Origin of the sequence: Gordonia phthalatica, from assembly GCF_001305675.1 — a bacterium.
Classification (GTDB): Bacteria; Actinomycetota; Actinomycetes; order Mycobacteriales; family Mycobacteriaceae; genus Gordonia; species Gordonia phthalatica.
Genome location: NZ_CP011853.1, coordinates 2,532,594 through 2,554,606, shown reverse-complemented (window position 1 = coordinate 2,554,606; position 22,013 = coordinate 2,532,594). Strand labels below are relative to the sequence as shown.

The 22,013-nt window shown below is 68.2% G+C and carries 20 protein-coding genes; 7 read left to right on the top strand and 13 right to left on the bottom strand.

What is annotated here, in order from left to right; genetic code table 11:
- Window positions 1–22 precede the first annotated feature (22 nt).
- Window positions 23–1,231, bottom strand: coding sequence for an ABC transporter substrate-binding protein (locus tag ACH46_RS11980; RefSeq protein ID WP_062393109.1), 1,209 nt, complete (start codon window positions 1,229–1,231; stop codon window positions 23–25).
- A gap of 174 nt (window positions 1,232–1,405) precedes the next feature.
- A complete protein-coding gene (locus ACH46_RS11975) occupies window positions 1,406–2,185 on the bottom strand; it encodes an IclR family transcriptional regulator (protein ID WP_062393108.1) in 780 nt (259 codons plus the stop codon).
- A 72-nt stretch (window positions 2,186–2,257) separates the two neighbouring features.
- Here ACH46_RS11975 and ACH46_RS11970 point away from each other — a divergent pair, with 72 nt between their 5' ends.
- Genes ACH46_RS11970 through dmpG form a run of 3 tightly spaced genes read left to right on the top strand, consistent with a single transcriptional unit; the run spans window position 2,258 to window position 5,068 of the window.
- On the top strand, window positions 2,258–3,097 hold the full coding sequence (locus ACH46_RS11970) for a 2-keto-4-pentenoate hydratase (RefSeq protein WP_193392987.1): 840 nt from the start codon (window positions 2,258–2,260) through the stop codon (window positions 3,095–3,097).
- Window positions 3,090–4,040 carry an acetaldehyde dehydrogenase (acetylating) gene (locus tag ACH46_RS11965; protein WP_062393106.1) on the top strand — a complete coding sequence of 317 codons (951 nt, stop codon included), beginning with the start codon at window positions 3,090–3,092 and terminating at the stop codon, window positions 4,038–4,040. Before ACH46_RS11970 ends, ACH46_RS11965 begins: the two co-directional genes overlap by 8 nt.
- A gap of 2 nt (window positions 4,041–4,042) precedes the next feature.
- Window positions 4,043–5,068, top strand: a complete 1,026-nt coding sequence (gene dmpG, locus ACH46_RS11960; protein WP_062393105.1) for a 4-hydroxy-2-oxovalerate aldolase — start codon at window positions 4,043–4,045, stop codon at window positions 5,066–5,068.
- 80 nt (window positions 5,069–5,148) lie between these two features.
- Here dmpG and coaE read toward each other — a convergent pair whose 3' ends face one another.
- The gene (gene coaE, locus ACH46_RS11955) at window positions 5,149–6,090 is read right to left on the bottom strand and encodes a dephospho-CoA kinase (protein WP_193392903.1); all 942 of its coding nucleotides are present in this window, start codon (window positions 6,088–6,090) and stop codon (window positions 5,149–5,151) included.
- 289 nt (window positions 6,091–6,379) lie between these two features.
- Between coaE and ACH46_RS11950 the strand changes: the two genes are divergently transcribed.
- On the top strand, window positions 6,380–7,672 hold the full coding sequence (locus ACH46_RS11950; protein ID WP_062393102.1) for an outer membrane protein assembly factor BamB family protein: 1,293 nt from the start codon (window positions 6,380–6,382) through the stop codon (window positions 7,670–7,672).
- On the opposite strand, the gene ACH46_RS11945 is transcribed toward ACH46_RS11950, so the two are convergent.
- Window positions 7,636–8,208 carry a hypothetical protein gene (locus ACH46_RS11945; protein ID WP_062393100.1) on the bottom strand — a complete coding sequence of 191 codons (573 nt, stop codon included), beginning with the start codon at window positions 8,206–8,208 and terminating at the stop codon, window positions 7,636–7,638. The two genes, ACH46_RS11950 and ACH46_RS11945, sit on opposite strands and share 37 nt — an antisense overlap.
- Window positions 8,205–9,920 (bottom strand): DEAD/DEAH box helicase, encoded by a 1,716-nt coding sequence (locus ACH46_RS11940; RefSeq protein ID WP_062393099.1) that lies wholly within the window; start codon window positions 9,918–9,920, stop codon window positions 8,205–8,207. The genes ACH46_RS11945 and ACH46_RS11940 overlap by 4 nt, the downstream gene beginning before the upstream one ends.
- Window positions 9,921–10,085: 165 nt before the next feature.
- Between ACH46_RS11940 and ACH46_RS11935 the strand changes: the two genes are divergently transcribed.
- Window positions 10,086–10,856: a TetR/AcrR family transcriptional regulator gene (locus tag ACH46_RS11935; RefSeq protein ID WP_082399641.1), complete on the top strand. Its 771-nt coding sequence runs from the start codon at window positions 10,086–10,088 to the stop codon at window positions 10,854–10,856.
- Between the two features lie 22 nt (window positions 10,857–10,878).
- Here ACH46_RS11935 and ACH46_RS11930 read toward each other — a convergent pair whose 3' ends face one another.
- The 5 genes from ACH46_RS11930 to ACH46_RS11910 form a co-directional block, all read right to left on the bottom strand.
- Window positions 10,879–11,727 (bottom strand): LppU/SCO3897 family protein, encoded by an 849-nt coding sequence (locus ACH46_RS11930; protein WP_082399640.1) that lies wholly within the window; start codon window positions 11,725–11,727, stop codon window positions 10,879–10,881.
- 106 nt (window positions 11,728–11,833) lie between these two features.
- On the bottom strand, window positions 11,834–12,355 hold the full coding sequence (locus ACH46_RS11925) for a ribonuclease FAU-1 family protein (RefSeq protein WP_062393097.1): 522 nt from the start codon (window positions 12,353–12,355) through the stop codon (window positions 11,834–11,836).
- Between the two features lie 102 nt (window positions 12,356–12,457).
- On the bottom strand, window positions 12,458–13,915 hold the full coding sequence (locus ACH46_RS11920) for a phytoene desaturase family protein (protein ID WP_062393095.1): 1,458 nt from the start codon (window positions 13,913–13,915) through the stop codon (window positions 12,458–12,460).
- Window positions 13,916–14,010: 95 nt separating this feature from the next.
- Window positions 14,011–14,478, bottom strand: a complete 468-nt coding sequence (locus tag ACH46_RS11915) for a Rieske (2Fe-2S) protein (protein ID WP_062393093.1) — start codon at window positions 14,476–14,478, stop codon at window positions 14,011–14,013.
- 41 nt (window positions 14,479–14,519) lie between these two features.
- Window positions 14,520–14,960 carry a VOC family protein gene (locus ACH46_RS11910; RefSeq protein ID WP_062393091.1) on the bottom strand — a complete coding sequence of 147 codons (441 nt, stop codon included), beginning with the start codon at window positions 14,958–14,960 and terminating at the stop codon, window positions 14,520–14,522.
- A gap of 139 nt (window positions 14,961–15,099) precedes the next feature.
- Between ACH46_RS11910 and uvrB the strand changes: the two genes are divergently transcribed.
- Window positions 15,100–17,253, top strand: a complete 2,154-nt coding sequence (gene uvrB, locus ACH46_RS11905; RefSeq protein WP_062395331.1) for an excinuclease ABC subunit UvrB — start codon at window positions 15,100–15,102, stop codon at window positions 17,251–17,253.
- A gap of 92 nt (window positions 17,254–17,345) precedes the next feature.
- Window positions 17,346–17,789, top strand: coding sequence for a universal stress protein (locus ACH46_RS11900; protein ID WP_062393089.1), 444 nt, complete (start codon window positions 17,346–17,348; stop codon window positions 17,787–17,789).
- Window positions 17,790–17,912: 123 nt separating this feature from the next.
- On the opposite strand, the gene ACH46_RS11895 is transcribed toward ACH46_RS11900, so the two are convergent.
- The 3 genes from ACH46_RS11895 to ACH46_RS11885 form a co-directional block, all read right to left on the bottom strand.
- Window positions 17,913–20,180, bottom strand: a complete 2,268-nt coding sequence (locus tag ACH46_RS11895) for a HelD family protein (protein ID WP_120298722.1) — start codon at window positions 20,178–20,180, stop codon at window positions 17,913–17,915.
- Window positions 20,181–20,373: 193 nt separating this feature from the next.
- Window positions 20,374–21,144 carry a DoxX family protein gene (locus tag ACH46_RS11890; protein WP_082399639.1) on the bottom strand — a complete coding sequence of 257 codons (771 nt, stop codon included), beginning with the start codon at window positions 21,142–21,144 and terminating at the stop codon, window positions 20,374–20,376.
- Between the two features lie 77 nt (window positions 21,145–21,221).
- Window positions 21,222–21,920, bottom strand: coding sequence for an MBL fold metallo-hydrolase (locus tag ACH46_RS11885; protein ID WP_062393085.1), 699 nt, complete (start codon window positions 21,918–21,920; stop codon window positions 21,222–21,224).
- Window positions 21,921–22,013 lie beyond the last annotated feature (93 nt).

Below are 22,013 nucleotides of genomic sequence, written 5' to 3'. Positions count from 1 at the left end.
GCTGCGAACCGAACTGTGTCGATCAGGGGTGACCGAACTGGCCGTTGACGATCTTGGTCGGCGCGATGAACTTCATCTCCGACTCGTCGGGATTGGGCCCGTGATCGTCCGCGGTGAAGTTGTAGCGGTCCAGGAACGCGGTCTTGGCGGCCTTCTGGACCTCGGGCTCGATCAGGGCGTCGGCCAGCTTCTGCGGATCGGTGGAGCCACCCGCCTTCTTGGCGGCGGCGACGATCAGCGGCAGCGCGTCATAGTTGTCGGAGATGATCAGCGTCGACTTGATCTGACCCAGCGAGGCCATGGTGTTGACCATCTGGTTCACGGCGTCGTTCTTCGGGTCGTACACGGTGCTGGTGAAGACCTGCATCACCAGGTTCTTGACGGCGGGCGTGCCGAGGACACCGGTCGGCGGGGTGGTGGCGATGAGGTTGGTGCCCGCGACCGACGAGTTGCCGATGACCGGGACGTTCCAGCCGAGGCGCTCGAGGCTCTTGAGCAGGTAGCCGAGCGGGGCGCCGTAGGCGTCGACCACGAGGGCCTTGGCGCCGGAGTTCTTCAGCGACTGGAGCTGGGCGGTCATGTCGAGCGCGGTGATCTCGTATTCGACGTTCCCGGTGAGCTTCAGGCTGGCGGCGCCGATGGCCTTGCCGACCACCTGGCCGAACTCCTCGCCGTACGCGCTGCTGCCGTGGATGAGCCCGATGTCCTTGTAGCCCTTCTCCTTCGCGTGGGCGACGATGGCGCGGGCGCCGTCGCGGGCGCCGGGTGCGAGGTCGAAGTTGAGGGGGAACTTCTCCGGGTTGATGGAGTCCGCGGTCGGCGCGAGGTTGAACGAGAGGATCTTGTTCTGCTTCAGGATCGGCAGGATCGCGGCGCTGACCGTCGACGGACCCGAGTTGAGGACCAGGTCAGGCTTCTTCTCGGTCAGCGAGGCTCGGATCTTGGTGACCGCGTTGGTCGCGTCACCGCCGTCGTCGACGACGGTCAGCTCCACCTTGCGGCCGTCGATGCCGCCCTCCTTGTTGACCACCTCGACGCCGGCCTTGGTGGCGAGGACGGAGGTGGCGGCGTTGGCGGCGAGTGCGCCCTGGCCGCTGATGCCGGCCGTCAACAGCACTTGGTAAGGCTGGTCGGCACTGTTGGTGCCGGTGGTGTCGCTGTTGCCGCACGCGGCCAAGGTCAGCGACGATGCCGCGATCACGGTGATGAGCGCTTTGTTCCGCAGTTTCACGAGTCCTCCTGGGTGCCGCACCTCACTGTCGAGGCGTGAGCGGGATGGGTCCGGAGGGGATCGTGGCACGGGATTCGTGCGTCGTGGGGTGAGTCACCTACCCAGCGGTAGGGTGATTCAGTTCATCTCTCTGGTGAGGAGTGCGGTCCGGTGAGGGGCGCGCTGCGCCGGTGTTCAGCGCAGCGAACGGCGCCGATCGAGGGTGGATGCGATCCCGGTCGCCGCGGCGCGGACCGCGTCGGCGTGCGCTTCGGGGCGGTAGCGGGCGAGGGGGCCGGTGATGCTGATCGCGGCGACGACCGCGTTGGTGCTCACGTCGAGGATCGGCGCCGCGACGCACGCGATGCCGAGTGCCGACTCCTCGTACTCGTAGGCGACGCCCGCCTCGCGGATGGTGTCGAGCTGCCTGGCCAGGATGCCGGGCGCCACGATGGTCCGCGGAGTGCGGCGGGGCAGCGGTGCGGACAGGACCGCGTGCCGACGTGCGGGATCGGTGTGCGCCAGCAGTGCCTTCCCGATTCCCGTGCAGTGCAACGGCATCCGACCGCCCGTGCGCGACGGTGCCGACGCCTGCCGGTGCCCGCCGATCTTCGCGACGTACACCACCTCCTGCCCGTCGAGCACGCCGAGGTGGACGGTCTCTCGGGTCCGCGCATACAGGTCCTGCAGGAAGGGCATGGCGATCTCCAGGAGGCTGCGCTCCACCGACGCCAGCATCCCGAGTTCGAACAGTCCGCCCGACAGCCGGTAGCCGCCGTCGGTGCGGTCCAGCAGTCGCACGTCGACCAGTTCGCCTGCGAGGCGGTGCACGGTGGCCTTGTGCATCCCGGTTCGCCGGACCAGTTCGGCGAGCGTCAGCTGGTTGTCGTCCACCGTGAACGCCCGCAGGATCGTCACGACTTTGCCGATCACGGTGTCGCGATCGACGACCGGTGTGTCGTTTTTCCTGGGCATATGTCGAGGCTACCCGCGGTCGTCTCGGTGAGTGAGACGACCTGCTTCTCACAGCGCGCCGCAGCGGTGAGCATGGTCACCATGAGCCAAACCGCCGAGAACACCGGTGCCCCGAATCCCGAAGCCGAGGACCAGGCAGCACAGCGTCTCCTCACCGCCCTGCAGACCCGCCAGGCGTGCACCCCGGTGCGTGACCTGATCGGACCCACCGACCTGCCCGCCGCCTACCGCGTGCAGGAGCGACTCACCGCCGGCCGCGTCGCCGCAGGAGCCAGGATCGTCGGCCGTAAGATCGGTCTCACGTCGCAGGCCGTCCAGGAACAGATGGGCGTCGATCAGCCCGACTTCGGCGTCCTCTTCGACGACATGGCGTTCGGCGACAGCGAGCTGGTGCCCATGGAGCACCTGCTGCAGCCGAAGGCGGAGGCCGAGGTCGCGTTCGTGCTCAAGAAGGACCTGGCCGACGGGCCGCTCGACGTGGAGCAGATCCGCGAAGCCATCGACTACGGCGTCGCCGCGCTCGAGGTCTGCGACAGCCGCATCGACGGCTGGAACATCGCGTTCGCCGACACCGTCGCCGACAACGCGTCGTCCGGCGTCTACGTCCTCGGCAACGACCGCAAGACGCTCGACGAGTTCTCGCCGATCGACGTCGGCATGTCGATGCTGATCAACGGCGAGGAGGTGTCGACCGGCAACGGTGCGGCCTGCCTCGGCGACCCGCTCAACGCCGTCGCGTGGCTGGCGAAGGCCGCCCGCGACTTCGGCGAACCCCTCCGTGCAGGCCAGGTGATCCTGTCCGGTGCGTTGGGCCCCATGCGTCCGATCGAATCCGGTGACGAGGTGACCGTCAACATCTCCGGGCTCGGATCGGTGATTGCACGTTTCAGTGAAGGGAACTCCCATGAGTAAGACCAAGGTGGCCATCATCGGCTCCGGCAACATCGGCACCGATCTGATGATCAAGGTGATGAAGACCTCCAAGCACCTCGAGATGGGTGCGATGGTCGGCATCGACCCCGACTCCGACGGCCTCGCGCGCGCGGCGAGCCTCGGCGTGCCGACCACGCACGAGGGTGTCGAAGGGTTGGTGAAGCTGCCGAACTTCGACGAGATCGAGATCATCTTCGACGCGACGTCGGCCAAGGCCCACGAGTACAACGCGTCCATCCTGCAGCCGCTGGGCAAGCGCTTGGTGGATCTGACGCCCGCGGCGATCGGCCCGTTCGTGGTGCCTGCGGTCAACATCGACGATCACCTCGACGCCGAGAACGTCAACATGGTGACCTGCGGCGGCCAGGCGACCATCCCGATCGTCGCCGCCGTCTCCCGCGTCGCGCCGGTCGCGTACGCCGAGATCGTCGCGTCCATCGCGTCGAAGTCGGCCGGTCCCGGTACTCGCGCCAACATCGACGAGTTCACTGAGACCACCTCGCATGCCATCAAGGAGGTCGGCGGCGCCGCCAACGGCAAGGCGATCATCATCATGAACCCGGCCGAGCCGCCGCTGATCATGCGCGACACTGTGTTCGCGCTGGTCGACGCGCCCGATCTCGACACCCAGGAGCAGATCCGCAACTCGGTGGAGAAGATGGTCGCCGACGTCGCCGCCTACGTGCCGGGCTACCGCCTGAAGCAGAAGGTGCAGATCGATCCGATCGCCGAGGGCTCCACCGTCAACACCCTCATGGCCGACGAGATCGAGTCCGACCCCACCCACCAGGTGTCGGTGTTCCTGGAAGTGGAGGGCGCCGCCCATTACCTCCCGGCCTACGCCGGCAACCTCGACATCATGACGTCCGCGGGCCTGCAGTACGCCGAGCGGATCGCCGCGCTGAAGGCTCAGGAGGCCTGAGAATGACCAAGATCTATGTTCAGGACGTCACCCTGCGTGACGGCATGCACGCAGTCAAGCACCAGATCAGCACCGACGATGTGAAGCGCATCGTCAGCGCCCTCGACGAGGCGGGCGTCGACGCCATCGAGGTGGCGCACGGCGACGGCCTGGCCGGCGGCTCGGTGAACTACGGCCCGGGCTCCAACACCGACTGGGAGTGGATCGAGGCCGCCGCGAGCGTCCTCAAGAACGCCAAGCTCACCACCCTGCTGCTGCCGGGTGTCGGTACCGTCGAGCACCTGCAGCACGCCTGGGATCTGGGCGTCCGCTCGGTCCGCATCGCCACCCATTGCACCGAGGCCGACGTCTCCGCGCAGCACATCTCGGCGGCCCGCGAGATCGGCTTCGACGTCTCGGGCTTCCTGATGCTCTCGCACATGTCGACGCCGGAACTGCTCGCCGAGCAGGCCAAACTGATGGAGAGCTACGGCGCGCACTGCGTCTACATCACCGACTCGGGCGGCCGCCTGACGATGAAGGACGTCGTCGCCCGCGTCAAGGCCTACCGCGGTGCTCTCAAGGACGAGACCCAGATCGGCATCCACGCGCACGAGAACCTGTCGCTGTCGGTCGCCAACTCGGTCGTCGCCGTCGAGAACGGCGTCTACCGCGTCGACGCATCGCTGGCCGGCCACGGCGCCGGTGCGGGCAACTGCCCGATCGAGCCCTTCGTCGCCGTCGCCAACCTGTCGGGCTTCGAGCACGGCTGTGACCTCAACAAGCTCGAGGACGCGGCCGACGACATCGTCCGTCCGCTGCAGGATCGTCCGGTCCGCGTGGACCGCGAGACCCTGACCCTCGGCTACGCCGGCGTCTACTCGTCATTCCTGCGTCACGCCGAGCGCGCCGCGCAGCGCTACGACCTCGACGTCCGCGACATCCTCACCGTCTGCGGCGAGCGTCGTCTGGTCGGCGGCCAGGAGGACATGATCGTCGACATCGCCCTCAACCTCGTCGCCGAGCGAGACGGCGAAGAGGTCGCGTAGCGACCACCTATCCGCGTAAGCCGGCGAGATCCGCGTAGTTCCTGACTACGCGGATCTCGCTGTATTACGCGGAGGTCGGGCTAGTGAGCGGACGGTCGCACATGCACGCGCACCGCACGACCCGGATCGGCGCTGACGTGGAGGCGCTCGACGTCCGACGACGCGACGCGAGGGAAGCCGCCCCCGGCGAGCGCGTCGGAGACCGAATCGGCGACGGCGAGATCGGCGACGGTCGCCTCGATATCGACGACGGGTTCGGCGGCCTGGCCGACGACGGCGGTCGGACCGACATGGGTGACGGCGGAGGCGTTCGCTCCGAGGAGGGCCCAGATCCGGCCGACGACGCGCTGTCCGACCAGGGCCCACTCGGGGTCGTAATCGCGGACGTCGGTCGGCAGCGGGGCTGCGGTGCCGGCGGCGACGTTGTCCCGCAGCGGGATCAGCCGTTCCTCCCACGCTGCGACGGCCTGGGCCGCGAGCTGATCGGGAGTGCCGGAGTTGTCGAACCAGAGGTCGGCGACCGCGCGACGCTGCTCGTCCGTCGCCTGCGCGGCGATCCGCGAGCGAGCATCGTCGGCGTCCATGCCACGCAGATTCACCAGGCGGTCCAGTCGCACGTCCGCGTCGGCGTGGACCACGGCGACGAGGTGATAGAAGGGCGCCATGTGGCCCTCCACCAGCAGCGGCACGTCGTGCAGGATGATCGCGTCGGCGGGCGCCGCGTCGGTGAGCTCCTTGGTGCGCGCACCGATCAGCGGATGGGTGATGGAGTTCAACAGCTTCCGGCTCTCGTCGTCGACGAAGGCGCGCGCCGCGAGGGCAGGACGATCGAGGGCGCCGTCGACCCCGATGATCTCGGGACCGAACGCTTCGGCGAGCTGAGCGAGACCGGGCGTGCCGGGCTCGACCACCTCGCGCGCGATCCGGTCGGCGTCGACGTGATAGGCGCCGCGCTCGATGAACGTCTTGGCCACGGTCGATTTGCCGGCGCCGATGCCACCGGTGAGTCCCACTCTGATCACGGAATCCAGTGTGTCAGACGTACGGCGCGTCGAGGCCGCCCGACCGGGTTCGTCGCAACGTTGCGGTTTGGGGCACATCGACCGACTTCGCGCGGAGCCGGCGCGCGCAGTGCTTGGATGGAGTCATGCGTAAGACGAGTTACTTTCCGGCTGTGGCGTGGGTGCTGATCCTTCTGATGATGGCGGCAGGCGTGATCGTTCTCTGGCCCGGCGCTTCCTGACCTGACCGCCTACACGCAGAGACGCCGACACCGCCACGGGAGAGCGCCGCGATGATTGGATGACAGTCATGCGCAGCAGGGCCGCCTTTCCCGTCGTGGCGATGATGTCGATCGCGGTCATGGTCGTCGTTGCGGGCGTCGTGCTGTGGCCGATCGACACCGATTCCGACGCCGGGCCGGGACCGGTCATCCTCGAAACGCTGCCGACCGCTCCGTCGGAGATGTGGAAGCTGACGGCGCGTGACGCCCTGGGCTCCGGCGATCGGCAGGCGAGTCTCCGAATACTCGAGGAGACCGACGACGTGCTCGTCATCGAGGGCACGGATGACTCGCGGGACCGCTTCACGACCCTGGCGCGAATCGATGCGCGCACCGGCAGGCTGCTGTGGAGCGAACGCGGCATCGACCACTGGCAGGCGTGCGCGAGTCACGGCACGACGCTCGCGTGTGTGCGGACCGCGCGTTCCGGCGATGCGCCGGCGATCGCCGTCGAACTCTTCGACCTCCGGACCGGTGAACGATCGGCGACGGAGATCATCGACGCGCACGGCCAGTCGAGCATCGAGGCGGTGGCCGACGGCTTCGTCGTCTCCGCGGCCGGCGACTCCGTGCCGGTGATCACGCACCTCTCGCCGACGGGAGAGCGCTCCTGGTCGGTGGCGGGGCGGCCGGGCGAGGCCGTGTTGCGGACGGCATCGGGTTCCGGACTGTTCGTGATGCAGGGGACGATGCGAGGAGACTTCTCCGTCTATCGCGTGGACACCGGTCGGCGGGTGCACAGTGAGGCGTCCTCGACGGAACCGGCGTGCACCAGCTCTCGCGGTAGGACTGGCAGGGTCGTGTGCGTGTCGGTCACCACGCCGACCGGCGTTGCGGCCAGTTTCATCCGGCCCGATTACGTCCTCTACGAGGGTGGGTTCGCCGTCGACCAGGCAGGCGGAGAACCCGTCGTCGAGTTCTACGACGAGTCCGGACGGACCACCGCGATGCAGCCGCTCGACGCGCGTCGCATCGCAGTCGTGACCGACTCGTTGGAACCCGGGGACCAGATGCGCCGAACCTGGCGGGTGGTCGACGCCGAGACCGGTGCGACCGAGACCGCTGTCACTACGCGGTTCGGCCGGTGGCTGTTCGGCTACGACGGCCGACGCCTCATCTTCGCGGGCCATCCGGCGTCGCACCAGCGGCCGAACGTTCCGCGTCTGGCGGCGTACGACGCGTCGAGCGGTGAGCGGCTGTGGCAGATCGACCCCGTCGATCCGCATGACGAGTCAGCGCGATGGGAGCTGGGTTCCCGGCGCCTCTACCTCGTCGGAGCCGTCGGCTACGGACCCGGCTGGATCGCTCGCGACGCGTCGTAGAACGTGTGCGGATCGAGCGCGGACAGCGGTGTCCAACGTTCGACCGCCGGATCCTCGACCTGGTCGCCGTCGAGCGCATCGCGGAATCCGCGGAGCGACAAGGCGATCCGCGGATCCTCGTCCACCCGCCGGACCGTCTCGTACAGCAGCGCGAGCACGTGGACGCAGCGCGCGGTCCGTGCCCGGCACGAGCAGTCGACGACGGCGAGCTCGGGAAGTGCGCGGTCGACGAGCACGTGCACCTCGTCGGTCAGGGCCGCCGGGCTGGGCGAGGCCCCGACCGCCGCGGCAACCGCACGTGCGACGTCGCGGTCCAGCGGCGCGAACTCCAGGTACGCGACGGACGCGTCGCCGCCGCGCACCACGGTGCCCCGGATCAGGCGACCCTCGATGCGGACGTCGTTCATCGCATTCCGCGCCAGGCTGCGGGCGCGCGGCAGCAACGGTTCGGGCTTGGTGGTGCTGGTCGGCTCAGCGATGCGCAGGAAGTCGCGACCCCATGTCGTGTATCCGAACTCGGCGGTCGTGGCACTCATGCGGTCTCCTCTCGCCGTCGGCGCAGGACTTCGATCAGGCGTTCGTCCGACAGTTCGGTGATGGCCGCGAGCGCGCCGGTGTCGGCGTCCAAGTCGAGGGCGGACTTGCGGTCGTGCATCGCCGCGATGTGCTCTTCGAGCGTCCCGGCGGTGGTCAGTGTGGTGACGGTGACGACGCGATCCTGGCCGATGCGGTGCACGCGGTCGGTGGCCTGCGCTTCGACGGCCGGATTCCACCAGCGGTCGAAGTGGACGACGTCGGCAGCGCGGGTGAGCGTGAGTCCGGTGCCCGCGGCCTTCAGGCTGGCGACGAGAACGCCGCTGCCCCGACCCGCCTGATAGTCGTCGACGATGCGGTCGCGCTGCGCTCGGGCGAGTCCGCCGTGCAGGAACGGGACGGGTGCATCGATCAGCGCACCGAGGTGTGCGGCCAACATCTCGCCGGTCTGCCGGTACTGGGTGAAGACGACGGTCGGTGCGTCGTTCTCCAGGTTCGTCAGCACGATGTCCGTGGCGACGTCGAGCTTGCCGGAACGACCGTCGATCACACCGCGCACGGCGCCGTCGCCGATCAGGCCCGGATGATTGCAGACCTGCTTGAGTCGGGTGAGGGCGGTGAGGATCGCCCCGCGTCGTGCCATTCCGACTCCGAAGCCGTCGGTCTCGACCTCGTCGAGGATCGCGTCGTAGATCCGAGCCTGCTCGTCGGTGAGGTCGCACTCCACCTCGGTGTGCAGTTTCGGTCCCAGCGCGGTGGCGACGTCGGCCTTGGTCCGTCGCAGAACGTGACCGGAGATCGCGTCGCGCATGCGGAGCTTCGCGTCCGTGGAGCCGTTCTGGATCGGCAGCGTGTAGCGGCGACGGAAGAGCGCGCGGTTGCCGAAGGCCGTGGGGGCGACCAGGTTCAGCAGCGCCCACAGCTCGTCGAGGTTGTTCTCCACCGGTGTGCCGGTCAGGGCGATCCGGGTGTCGGCGGTCAGCGCGCGGGCCGCCCGCGAGACCTGGGTTCGGCTGTTCTTCAGTGCCTGCGCCTCGTCGAAGACGACGGTCGACCACTCGCCGCCGACCAGGGACTCGGTGTGACGACGCAAGGTGGGGTACCCGGTGACGACGACGGTGGCCGGATCGTCGAGCGAGGGGAGGTCGCCGCCGCGATAGTCGACGGCCGGGACGTCGGGTGCCCAGCGATGGATCTCGCGCATCCAGTTGGTGACGAGACCGGTGGGGCAGACCACCAGGGCGGGGCCGCGTTCGATCCGTGCGAGATGCGCGATGGTCTGCAGGGTCTTGCCCAGGCCCATCTCGTCGGCCAGGATCCCGCCGCCGTCCGAACAGACCTCGGCGAGCCAGCTGATGCCGCGGAGCTGGTAGTCGCGCAGGTCGGCGTCGACGATCCCGCGCAGTGACTCGGCGACCGCACGCGTCGCGGTGAAGACCTGCCGCGCGTACGCGGCGGCGACGACGGCGTCGCCCGCACCGTTGAGCACTGCATGCGCCGCAGCGGGCAGGGACACCTCGGCGGTCGGATCGTCGACCAGCGCCCGCCAGGCCGTCAGTGACGCTGCACCGTGTTCGGGGAGCTCGTCGACGCCGACGATCCGGCAGGCGACCTCGGCCGGTCGCAGTGTCTTCTTCGGACCGTATCCCTCGGGGACCGGAATGCGCAGGATCGGCGAGCCCTCGCGAGGATCGGCCGCGGTCGGGGACCACAGTGCGAAGGCATGGCGGTCCGTCAGGTAGGTGGCCTGCTGGTCGGTGTCGGTCGGGGCGTTGTCTGGCGAGACTGTCAGGGCGTCCTCCGAGAAGTCGATCTATTGCCGTATGCCGTACGGTAATATAACGTACGGCATACGGAGAAGATCTGCAAGGAGGACGTCATGACCGACGACCAAGCCGCGAACGTGCGCCGCACCGTCGAGCTGATGTGGGCCGACCGGCGCGACGCGGACTCGCCGCTGCGGCGTGGACCGCGACAGCGGACCAGTGTGCGTGCGGTGGTCGGCGCGGCGGTCGAGATCGCGGATCGGGGCGGTCTGGCGCAGGTGTCGATGCGGGCCGTGGCCGAACGCGTCGGACTGAAGCCGATGGGGCTGTACACCTACGTTCCGAACCGCGACGTGCTGGTCGCGCTGATGGTGGACGCGGTGGCCTTCGACGACGAGGCGATTCGCGGAGCGTCCGACCTTCGTCTGTGTCTGGAGCAGATCGCCGGCCAGTATCGCGATGAACTGCTGCGTCACCCGTGGCTGCTCGACGTCCCGGCGTGGCGGCCGGTGCCCGGGCCCGGGTCGTCGCGCCGCTACGAGAACCAGCTCGCGGTGCTGCAGTCGGCGATGATCTCCGCGCGCAGCACCGTCGACGATGTGGAGCTCGACGCGATCATCGCCTCGTTGAAGGCCTTCGCAACCGGGAACGCGCGCCTCCGCATCGACCAGGAGGCCGAGTATCAGCAGTCGGGGCTCGACGACGCGCAGTGGTGGGAGATCGCCGGGCCGCTGCTCGCCGAGTTCATGCCCGTGGCCGACTATCCGGTGTCCGGGCGCGTCGGTGCGACGGTCGGCGAACTGTTCTCGGGGCCCGGCAACGCCGACCATGCCTACGAGTACGGCCTGAAACGACTCATCGCCGGCGTGATGCGCCGGCGATGAGTCGTTGATCGAGACGGTGGGACTACTCCCAGGTGTAGTCGCCGACGATCTCAGCGCAGATTCCGACCGCGCGGGCGGGGTCTGCCTTGATGTCGTAGGCCAGGGCCTTCTTCTTCGGGCCGGAGCAGTCGGGAACCTGCTTCGACTCCACGCGGTCGGTGACCTTGAAGACGGTGCTCATCATGCCGGACTCCTCCGTGCACAGCACTTCCTTGAGGTTGAGTCCGAGCCCGATCTGTGACTGCTCGTAGCACTTGCCGGCCTGGTAGTTGGCCACGAGGCACAGGACGTCGTCCGACGCGCCCGTTCCCGTCTCAGTGATCGAGCCGTCGTACTCGGCGGCCGTGCACGCGTCGGACGATGCCAGCTTGGCTCCGACGATGTAGGTCAGCTTCGAGGTGTCGCTGCAGTCGATGGCCTCGGTCTCGACGTTCAGACCGGTTCCGTCGGTCACGACGATGCACGAGCCGAGAGGCGATGCGTCGACGGTCTTCCCGCTGTCCTTGTCGCGGACGACCGCGGCGATGATGGCGCCGATGATGAGGACTACGACGATCGGCACGACCACCGTGAGGATCTTCTTGAGCGCACTGGGCTTCTTCGGTGCGGGCGGCGCGTAGGGCGCGCCGCCCGGGACCGGTGCGTAACCGGCGACCGGCGGCCGGCCGTATCCGGGCACCGGATCCCCGGTCGGCTGCTGACTGTAATCCGGCTGCTGGCCGGGCCCGCCCTGCTGCGGTAAATTCTGCGGCGGGATCGGCTGCTGAGGTGCCTGGTTCGGGGGAACCGGGTTCGGCGGCACCGGGGCGCCCTGGTTGCCGAACGGGTTGTCGGGCTGTCCCGGCTGGTTCGGAGGGGGAGGCGTCGTCATGGGTGTCACAAACTTCCGTGCGTCGGACAGAACCCCGACAGTGTTCCACACCTGAGAAAATCCTGAGCGGGCGGTGTCGATCTATCGATCGACACCGCGCCGCGGACTACCGATCGAGCCACCGCATCGGCTCGCCGATCTGCTTGTCGAGCCATTCCTGCACGCCGTGCGCAGCGGCAGCACCGGTCATGGCGGTCACTGCGATGCGGACCGCGTCCTCGCAGTCGGCCGTCGAGATGTACTGCGCGGCATGGGCTTCGAAGAGTTCGTCGACGTCGATCAGTTCCAGCGGCTCGCCGGGGTTGTCGACCAGATCCAGATACCAGTCGACGGCGTGCCAGCGGTCGTCCTCGTCCGGGCCGGTGAACTCACCGACGTCGATGTACAGCCGCTGCGTCTCTCGATGCCCGGGGACGAAGTGGAAGATGTTGGCGCGCAACCCGAGCGCAGGCAGCAACCAGCTCTCCAGATGCGTGAACGTGGGGTGATCGGCGGTCCGCGACATGTAGAGGCCGTAGTCGGTGACGCGGTACTCGTCCACCGGTCGCACGAAGCCCTTGGGATCGGTGTTCGTCATCGCGGCGACGTCGAAGACTTCGTGCTTGGTGGGATGAAGGTCAGCGGCCATGCACTCAGAGTTTCACAGTGGTGCGGCGTCCGACGGTCGGTCCGAGAACAAGCTGCGTGCCCGTGCGGGCATCAGCCGACGGTTCGCGGAACGGAGTGTCGATCAGCGCTGTGATCGTCGTCCTCGACGGTGCCGCCGCAGCGCAGACTCCGCTGCGTTGTAGCCGCACAGCCCGTGGATGCCCGGCCCGGGAGGTGACGACTGCGAGCACAGGAACACGCCGTCCACCCCGGTGAAGTACGGATCGATCGCCGCCCGCGGTCGCAGCAGCAGCTGCAGGCCGTCGTTGCTGCCGCCCATGATGTCGCCGGTTGCGTAGTTGAGGTTGTGCGCCTCCATCTGCGGGACGGTGGTGGTGTGCGTCCCGACGACGATGTCGCGGAAGCCGGGCGCGAACCGCTCGATCTGCGCGGTGACCGCTTCAGTGGCGTCGCCCGGATACCCGGCGGGCACGTGTGCGTACGACCAGATCGGGTTGATGCCGCCCGCGCTGCGCGACGGGTCCGCGAGGTACTGCTGACCGACCAGGACGAACGGGTTGTCGGACATCACGCCCTTCGCGCGCAGGTTCTCCGACCGGCGGATGTCGTCGAACGTGCCGCCCAGGTGAACGGTGCCAGCCCGGCCGCACTCCGGGTTGCGCCACGGGATGTCGCCGCGGACGGCGAAATCGACCTTGAAAGCGGCAGATCCCATCCGGTATCGCCGGTACGACCGCCGGATGCGGTGCGGCATCAGGTCGCCGTAAAGGTGCTCGGCCTGCGCGGGGGACAGGTCCATGAGCACGATGTCGGCGTCCGGGATCTGCGCCCGCGAGGTGATCGGGGTGCCGGTCTCGATGACGCCGCCGTGCGCGTCGACGGCGCGGCCGACGGCCTTGGTGATGGCGCCGGACCCGCCCTCGGCGACCGGCCAGCCGTAGCGATGTCCGCTCGCCGCGATCATCAGTCCGAGGGATCCGGTGAGCGGGCGGTCGAAGTCGGTGTAGACGTGCGCTGCGACGCCGCCGTACAGGGCACGGGCCGCCGGTGTACGAAAGGCCTTGGCGAGGACGGTGACCGGCAGGAGTGCGCGGGGACCGAACGCCGCGAGCTTGATCGGGTGGGCCGGCACGTTGGCGATCGGCCGGAGCAGGTCGTGACCGAGATCGTCGAAGTTGCGGGCCAGGTCGCCGAACATCGCACGCCAGCGTGGACCATCGGCCCCGAGCCCCGCCACGGTCTGGTCGATCGACTGATGCAACAGGGCGACCTCGCCCGAGTCGAGCGGGTGCGCGCAGTCGATCTCCGGCCACTTCCATGCGAGCCCGTACTGAGCCAGGTCGACGTCGGCCCAGAACGGGGAGCCGACGCCCATCGGGTGGAACGCCGAGCAGAGGTCGTGGATGACGCCGGGCTCCAGGAGCTCGGCGGATCGAGCGCCACCGCCGATCTCGTCGGCCGCTTCGAGGACCCGGACGTCGACCCCGTTGCGAGCCAGGTGGAGTGCGGCGGCGAGCCCGTTGGGGCCGGCGCCGATCACGACTGCGGTCTCGCCGCTCCGGTCTCTCCTGATTGCCATGGCCCAACCCTAGGTGAGGGATCCGGTCGCGACGACGGGCCGAGTCGACAGACTCGCGATGGTTGATTGTGCGCCGAGCACAAATGCCGGTCGGGTCAGGCGCGGATGATGTTCGTGCCCTCGACGCGGATCGCGACCTTCTCCAGCGGCGTCTCGGCGGGGCCCTTCTCGACGGTGCCGTCGAGATGGAATCGACTGCCGTGGCACGGGCAGATGATCGCTTCGCGGGAGATGCCGGACAGGGTGCATCCGGCGTGCGTGCACTTCGCGGTGAACGCCTCGATGGTTCCCTCGGTCAGCTGGGTCAGCACGACGCCGTCGGTGATGACGCCGCCGCCGACGGGCACGTCCTTCGTCAGAGCGAGGGTGCCCTTCGGGGCGTTCGGCGGAACGCTCACGGTGGCCTGCGGTGTGCCGCCGCCCGCGCACGCGCTGAGCGTGGTGCCGAGGACGGCGGCGCCTGCGACGGCTCCGGCACCGGCGACGAACCGGCGGCGGGAGAGCGACGATGCCGCTGCGTCCTTCGAGGGCGAGGAGTCGGGCGACGGGGTACGAGAGGTCATCGGTCGTGTCCTTCTGTCGAGCTGTGGGTGAGTGCGTCGCGTCAGACGCTGAGAACGGTGCCGTCGGAGTCGACGCTGAAGCCGGGGTTGTGGACGAAGTCCCAGCGGAAGCCGTCGGGGTCGGCCACGCAGGCACTGGTCCCGCCCCACGACTGCTGTGTCGGGGGATTGATCGACGTCGCACCGGCGGCGAGCGCGGCCTCGTACATCTGCCGAACGGTGTCGGCATCGGACACATTGTGTCCCAGCGAGATCGGCGGGGCCAGTTCGCCGTGGCCCACGTCGCCGTATTCGCTCGGCATCGACGCCGCGTTCCACAGCGCCAGCATCAGACCGTGCCCGGCCTGGACGAAGGTGATCTCGCCGGGGACCGAACTGATCTCGCGGAAGCCGAGGCCGTCGACGTAGAACTGGCGCGCCACCGTCACGTCGCGGACACCGAGGGTGATCGCGGTGACCGGCGGTACGGGCTGGGTGGGCATGGCATCCTCCGTGGCGTCGAGATGGGCGAAACGGCTGCGTCGATTATGCAATGCGAGTCTGACAGTCGGCTGTGGCACGGGACCGGAGCGCCACCGTCGTCGGACGCGGGATGTCAGAGGTCGCGGCTACCCTGTGGTCATGGCATTTCCAGCGGAGAAACCGGTGATCGCGCACTCGGAGTTCCGTCCGATCGGCGACGTCGAGCGCACCGACGCGAAGTTCGAGGTCGTCAGCGAATACGAACCCGCGGGCGACCAGCCGACGGCGATCACCGACCTCGAGAACCGCCTGAACGCGGGGGAACGCGACATCGTGCTGCTGGGCGCCACCGGCACAGGCAAGTCGGCCACCACGGCCTGGCTGATCGAAAAGGTGCAGCGCCCCACCCTGGTGATGGCGCCGAACAAGACGTTGGCCGCGCAGCTCGCCAACGAGTTGCGGGAGATGCTGCCGCACAACGCCGTCGAGTACTTCGTCTCGTACTACGACTACTACCAGCCCGAGGCGTACATCGCGCAGACCGACACCTACATCGAGAAGGACAGCTCGATCAACGACGACGTGGAGCGGCTCCGGCACTCGGCGACGTCGAGCCTGCTGTCGCGCCGCGACGTGGTGGTGGTCGCATCGGTGTCGTGCATCTACGGTCTGGGCACGCCGCAGTCGTACCTGGATCGTTCGGTGGAGCTGTCGGTCGGCGAGAACATCGATCGCGACGCGTTGCTGCGCCTGCTGGTCGACGTCCAGTACACGCGCAACGACATGTCGTTCACGCGCGGCGGCTTCCGCGTCCGCGGCGACACGGTCGAGATCATTCCGTCGTACGAGGAGCTCGCGATCCGCATCGAGTTCTTCGGCGACGAGGTGGAGGCGCTGTACTACCTCCACCCGTTGACCGGCGACGTGGTCCGCCAAGTCGACACGCTCCGCATCTTCCCGGCCACGCACTACGTGGCCGGCCCCGAACGCATGGCGATGGCGATGGCGAGCATCGAGAAGGAACTCGAGGATCGGCTCGCCGACCTCGAGGCCAAGGGCAAGCTCCTCGAGGCGCAGCGACTTCGGATGCGCACCACCTACGACCTCGAGATGATGCGCCAGGTCGGATTCTGCTCGGGCATCGAGAACTACTCGCGGCACATCGACGGCCGCGAAGCCGGATCGGCGCCCGCCACGCTGCTCGACTACTTCCCGGACGACTTCCTGCTCGTCATCGACGAATCCCATGTCACCGTCCCGCAGATCGGCGCGATGTACGAGGGCGACATGTCGCGCAAGCGCAACCTCGTCGAATACGGCTTCCGACTGCCGTCCGCGGTCGACAACCGGCCACTCACCTGGGACGAGTTCGTCGACCGCGTCGGCCAGACCGTGTACCTGTCCGCCACGCCCGGCGCCTACGAGCTCGGGCAGTCCGGCGGCGAGTTCGTCGAACAGGTCATCCGCCCCACCGGCCTGCTGGATCCCAAGATCGTCGTCAAGCCGACCAAGGGACAGATCGACGACCTGGTCCACGAGGTGCGCGAGCGCACCGAGCGCGACGAACGCGTGCTGGTCACCACGCTCACCAAGAAGATGTCCGAGGACCTCACCGACTACCTCCTGGAACTCGGCATCCGCGTGCGTTACCTGCACTCCGAGGTCGACACCCTTCGCCGCGTCGAGTTGCTGCGGCAACTCCGATCCGGCGAGTACGACGTCCTCGTCGGCATCAACCTGCTGCGCGAGGGTCTGGACCTTCCCGAGGTGTCGCTGGTCGCGATCCTCGACGCGGACAAGGAGGGCTTCCTGCGCAGCACCACGTCGCTGATCCAGACCATCGGCCGTGCCGCGCGCAACGTGTCCGGTGAAGTGCACATGTACGCGGACCGGATCACCGACTCGATGGCCAATGCGATCGAGGAGACGGATCGCCGTCGCGCCAAGCAGATCGCCTACAACGAGAAGATGGGCGTCGATCCGCAACCGCTGCGGAAGAAGATCGCCGACATTCTCGACCAGGTGTACGCCGAAGCCGAGGACGCCGTCGAGATCGGCGGGTCCGGGCGCAATGCCAGCCGCGGCCGTCGTGCACAGGGAGAAGTGTCGAAGGTCGCATCGTCCGGGGTCATCGAGAACCGGGACACAGCGGGCATGCCGCGCGCCGAACTCGCTGATCTGGTGCAACAATTGACTGATCAGATGATGAATGCAGCACGAGATCTGCAGTTCGAGCTCGCCGCCCGATTGCGCGACGAGATCGCCGATTTGAAGAAAGAACTGCGGGGAATGGACGCGGCGGGTATCAAGTAATGCAGATCGGTGGGCGTCAACAGGTATGTTCATGACGAGACACGGTGCGCCGAGCGCACTGGCCCACTTCACACCTGGAGGGACACACAAGTATGAGTGCTTACACCACCGTCGTGGTCGGTACGGACGGCTCCGAGTCGTCGATGAAGGCCGTGGAGCGCGCGGGCGCGATCATCGGTGACGGCACCGTCGTCATCGCGTGCGCGTACTTCCCGAACGACGGCAAGGCCGCGAGCGCAGCGTCCGACAGCCTGCGCGACGAGGCGTACCAGGTGATGGGCTCCTCGCCGACCGAGGAGATCCTCCGCACCGCCAAGGAGCGTGCCACCAAGGTCGGCGCCACCAAGGTCGTGCAGCGCGCAGTCCAGGGCGCCCCGGTCGACGCGCTGCTGCAGCTCGTCGTCGACGTCCAGGCCGACCTCCTGGTCGTCGGTAACAAGGGTCTGAACTCGATCGCCGGCCGCCTCCTCGGCTCGGTCCCCGCAGACGTCGCCCGCAAGGCCGCCTGCGACGTGCTGATCGTTCACACCACGTAGTCACCACCGCAGACTCGACGACGCTGCCCCTCGCCGCTGTGCGAGGGGCAGCGTTCAGCGTTGATGTAAACGCCCTGGGCGTCGAGGTTCGCGCAGGGTTGAAGTCTGTGCGTGCTTCGACGCTCAGCGCGTTACTTGCTTGCCTACGCGGGCCATGTCCCGCAAGTCTTCTGGCAGATCCTTCTCGTGCACCACGACCACGCGCTGAGTCGCACGGGTCACCGCCACGTACAGGTCCGACAGTCCGCGGGGCGACCCGTCGACCAGGTCCGCCGGTTCCAGCACCACCACGTTGTCGAACTCCAGCCCCTTCGACGCGGTGATCGCGTGGACCTGGATCGTCGGGTCGACGGCGGCCACCGCCGCTCGGGCGTCGGCGACCGCCGCATCGGCGGTGATGATCGTGGTCAGTCCTGACCAGTCCGCCTCCGAGACCAGTGCGGCGGCGGCGCGCGCGCCGTCACCGTCGGCCGCGCGAATGGCGTACGGCTCTATCCCGTTGCTGCGCAACGACGTCGGTGCCTGCTGCTCCGGACTGATCCGTTCCAGCAGGCGGTTCGCGTAGACGGTGATCTCCGACGGCGTGCGGTAGTTGACGGTCAGTTCGGACAGCCGCCAGCGATTCGCGACGTAGGGCGTGAAGACGTCCGACCACGAGGTGCTGCCCGCCGCGTCGCCGGTCTGCGCGGTGTCGCCGATGACCGTCATCCAGCGATTCGGGATGCGGCGCATCACCATCCGCCACGCCATCGACGAGAGTTCCTGCGCCTCGTCGACGATCACGTGCCCGAACGTCCAGGTCCGGTCCGTGTAGGCGCGTTCAGCGGTCGTCCGGTACTGCGTGTGCTCCTGGCGTTGAGCGAGCTGCTCGGCGTCGATCAGGTCGTACGCCATCAGGATCTCCGGATCCAGGTCGTCTTCGAGGTCCTGCGGTGCCGAACCGGTCAGGATGTCGAGGGCGTCCTGCGCCTCCGACAGTCGCTGGCGCCACCGGGCGCGCTCGATCCGGTCGGCCTCGTCGGTCCGGTAGCCGATCAGTTCCGCGAGTTCGTCGAGCAGGGGGACGTCTGCGGGCGAGAGATCGGCGTCGGCGGCGGCCGGGGACGCCTGCCGGTGCAGGGCGGCGCGCTCCTCGTCGGTCCAGCCGCGGGTCGACCGGCGGAGGTACGCCGGGTCGGCGTACAGGTCGCGCAGCACCCCCTGCGGCGTCAACTGCGGCCACATGCTCGTGACCGTGGTGACGACGGCGTCGTCGAGTTCCAGCTCCTGGCGGATGTCATCGAGGTCGGCGCTGGTGAGCAGCGGCGAACCGTCCAGTGCACTGGATCCGATGCGACGCGCGTGCTGAGCGGCGAGTTCGTCGAGGGCGACTCGGATGAACGTCCGCTGCGCCAGATTGTGTGCCCGGCGAGTGGATCGTGCGGCGGACCGGGCCGCGCCGATGACGTCGTTGTCGATCATCAACTCGTAGCCGTCGAACGGCACCGTGATGCCGCCACGTCCGGGGAGCGACTGGCGGCCGCGGACCGCGGCCTTCAAGACGGCGAGCATCCGCTGATCGCCCTTCAACGATGCCGCGGCTCGCGTGTCGACGCCTGCGGCGTGCACGTCGGGGAACAGGTCGCCGATCGTCGACAGCAGCACGCCCGTCTCGCCGAGCGACGGCAGCACTTGCCCGATGTAGCGCAAGAAGTCGTCGTTGGGGCCGATGATCAGCACGCCGCTCCGCGACAGCAGATCGCGGTAGGTGTACAGCAGGTACGCGGCGCGGTGGAGGGCGACAGCCGTCTTCCCGGTGCCCGGACCGCCCTGGACCACCATCACCCCGCGGTGCGTGGTCCGGATGATCTCGTCCTGCTCGCGCTGAATGGTCTCGACGATGTCCGTCATCTCGCCGGTGCGGGCCGCGTTGAGCGCGTCGACCAGCGCCGACTCGTTGACGACGTTCACGTCGGCACGGTCGCCGTCGATCTGACCGGACTGCAGGTACTCGTCCGACACGCTGCGCACGGCACGCGATCGCGTCCGCACGTGGCGGCGGCGATCGATGCCCTCGGGGGCGGCCGGCGTCGCGAGGTAGAAGGGACGGGACAGCGGTGCGCGCCAGTCCAGCAGCAGGGTGGTGTCGCGGTCGTCGTCGTTCAAGATCCCGATGCGACCGATTCGGCGGACCTGCTCGGTGGCGTCACCGCGGTCGTCGACAGGTTCGGCGGCGAGCGCCTCGTCGGTCAGGTCGAGGCGACCGAAGTAGAGGTTGTGTTCGGCGGCGTCGAATTTCGCGAGATCCTCGTTGTACATCTTCTCGTATGACTCGCGCTCGGACAGTGCCTGCGGCGTGCCCGCCGACTCGCGGAGCGTTTCGCCGAGGCGGCGACGAGTGTTGGCGCGCATGCGGTCCAGCCGTGCGTATACGGCATCCAGGTGCGCCTGTTCCTCGGCGAGGCGGGGATCCGTCTCGGGCGCGGCTGTCGTGGGAGAGGGGTTTGACGCTGTCACAGTCGTTCCATGTTACCGACCTTCCGCGATCGGTGACGGGGTCGGCGATTCCGGGGATGGAAAGCCGATGCCGGACCCTCACCGAGGATCAGCCGACCAACTCGCGTCGCCAGCGGCGAACACGTCGAGCGGTCTTCTCGCCTGCCGCAGCAGCGAGTGTGCGCGCCTCCGCGGCCACCTCCGGTGCGTTGTCGGCGATGCCCTGCGCGGCCTGCTCGGCTCGGTGACGGACGTCCTCCACGACACCGGGAGCTGCGTGGGCGGCATCCGCGATGCGGGAGCGGGCTCCGTCTGCGAGATTGGTGACCGTTCTCGTGATGTCGTCGACCGGTACCTGCGCCGCGATGTCTGAGACGGCGGTCGAGGCCTTGCCGGACCATTCGTCCCACTTGCTTGCGGCGTCGCCCTCGTGGCGAGTTCGGAAGGTGTTGATGGCCTCGTCGGCCTGTTCCAGACGACGACGACCCCGCCAGCCGAGGGACGGCTTGCCCTCGGTGTCCGCCGACGCGATGAGCGCGCCGCCGAGGAGACCGATGTTCTTGACGAACGCCGACTGCTTGATGCTTCTGCGCGCCGGGTCCGACTCGTTCCAGAAGTCGCTCGCGAAGAGGGTCGTCGGAACGAGCGTTCCGACGAGGACTGCCGATGCCAGGCGTGGTGCTCGGCCCGTGGCGAGGGCGATGCCTGCGCCGATTTGGACGACGCCAGCGGCCTGGATGACGGTCTGGGGTTCTACCTCTGTCGACTGCAGCAACGGTTCCGCCACGCTCGCAGGACCGGAGGGTGACCGCACCGCATCGATTCCCGATGCGATGAAGGCGGTACCGAGGAGCGGACGGGCGATCTTTCGAAGAATCATGATAATGACCTTTCGTCGATGTGGACTTGCTTCTTACGCGTCGTCCATCCGACGGTACAGATTCTCGGACGGGGTGTTCACCAGCCGCGCTCGCGCCACTCGTCGAGATGCGGCCGCTCGGTGCCGAGGTCGGTGTCCTTTCCGTGGCCGGGGTAGACGGCGGTGTCGTCGCCGAAGCGGTCGAAGAGCTTGGTGATCACGCCGTCGAGCAGGATCTCGAAGTCTCCGGGCTGCCACGTCTTGCCGACGCCGCCGGGGAACAGGGTGTCGCCCGTGAACAGGTGCACGCGCCCCGAATTCTCCGTGAGGACCAGGGTCACCGACCCGGCCGTGTGACCCGGGATGGCGATGACCTCGAGTGAGAGGTCGCCGACCTCGATGGTCTCGCCGCCGACCAGTGTGCGATCCGGGTCGAGCGGGAGTTCATCGGCGTCGGCCGCACCGACCACGGTGGGGACCTGCAGCACGCGGTGCACCTCCTCCAGGCCCTGCCAGTGGTCGAAGTGGCCGTGGCTGGTGAGGATCTGCGTCACGGTTCCCGGCAGGTTGTCGAGCAGTGCCAAGATGGTCTCGGGGTCGTTGGCGGCATCGATGAGCAGGCTCTTCTGCGTCGCGAGATCGGTGATCACGTAGACGTTGTTGTCCATCGGTCCCACCGAGATCTTGACGACGGTGGCGTTGTCGAGCACGCGTCGTTGGGCGTGGGCCCCGTGGCGCTCGGGGTCGGGGGAGACGTCGCCGGTGTAGTCGTCGGTCAGCTCTACCTGGATGCTCATGACCCCACGTTAGGCCATGTTCGGCACCGTCGGCCGCCGATGCCGAACCGGAATTGTCGGAGGGTCCGCGTACTCTTGCCAGCGGATAATTCT

Bases quoted from the DNA above. Each gene is read 5' to 3' on its own strand.
- ACH46_RS11975 (WP_062393108.1), bottom strand. From the start codon at position 2,185: ATGCCCAGGAAAAACGACACACCGGTCGTCGATCGCGACACCGTGATC.
- ACH46_RS11970 (WP_193392987.1), top strand. From the start codon at position 2,258: ATGGTCACCATGAGCCAAACCGCCGAGAACACCGGTGCCCCGAATCCC.
- ACH46_RS11965 (WP_062393106.1), top strand. From the start codon at position 3,090: ATGAGTAAGACCAAGGTGGCCATCATCGGCTCCGGCAACATCGGCACC.
- dmpG (WP_062393105.1), top strand. From the start codon at position 4,043: ATGACCAAGATCTATGTTCAGGACGTCACCCTGCGTGACGGCATGCAC.
- ACH46_RS11950 (WP_062393102.1), top strand. From the start codon at position 6,380: ATGCGCAGCAGGGCCGCCTTTCCCGTCGTGGCGATGATGTCGATCGCG.
- ACH46_RS11945 (WP_062393100.1), bottom strand. From the start codon at position 8,208: ATGAGTGCCACGACCGCCGAGTTCGGATACACGACATGGGGTCGCGAC.
- ACH46_RS11935 (WP_082399641.1), top strand. From the start codon at position 10,086: ATGACCGACGACCAAGCCGCGAACGTGCGCCGCACCGTCGAGCTGATG.
- ACH46_RS11930 (WP_082399640.1), bottom strand. From the start codon at position 11,727: ATGACGACGCCTCCCCCTCCGAACCAGCCGGGACAGCCCGACAACCCG.
- ACH46_RS11925 (WP_062393097.1), bottom strand. From the start codon at position 12,355: ATGGCCGCTGACCTTCATCCCACCAAGCACGAAGTCTTCGACGTCGCC.
- ACH46_RS11920 (WP_062393095.1), bottom strand. From the start codon at position 13,915: ATGGCAATCAGGAGAGACCGGAGCGGCGAGACCGCAGTCGTGATCGGC.
- ACH46_RS11915 (WP_062393093.1), bottom strand. From the start codon at position 14,478: ATGACCTCTCGTACCCCGTCGCCCGACTCCTCGCCCTCGAAGGACGCA.
- ACH46_RS11910 (WP_062393091.1), bottom strand. From the start codon at position 14,960: ATGCCCACCCAGCCCGTACCGCCGGTCACCGCGATCACCCTCGGTGTC.
- uvrB (WP_062395331.1), top strand. From the start codon at position 15,100: ATGGCATTTCCAGCGGAGAAACCGGTGATCGCGCACTCGGAGTTCCGT.
- ACH46_RS11900 (WP_062393089.1), top strand. From the start codon at position 17,346: ATGAGTGCTTACACCACCGTCGTGGTCGGTACGGACGGCTCCGAGTCG.
- ACH46_RS11895 (WP_120298722.1), bottom strand. From the start codon at position 20,180: ATGCGCGCCAACACTCGTCGCCGCCTCGGCGAAACGCTCCGCGAGTCG.
- ACH46_RS11890 (WP_082399639.1), bottom strand. From the start codon at position 21,144: ATGATTCTTCGAAAGATCGCCCGTCCGCTCCTCGGTACCGCCTTCATC.
- ACH46_RS11885 (WP_062393085.1), bottom strand. From the start codon at position 21,920: ATGAGCATCCAGGTAGAGCTGACCGACGACTACACCGGCGACGTCTCC.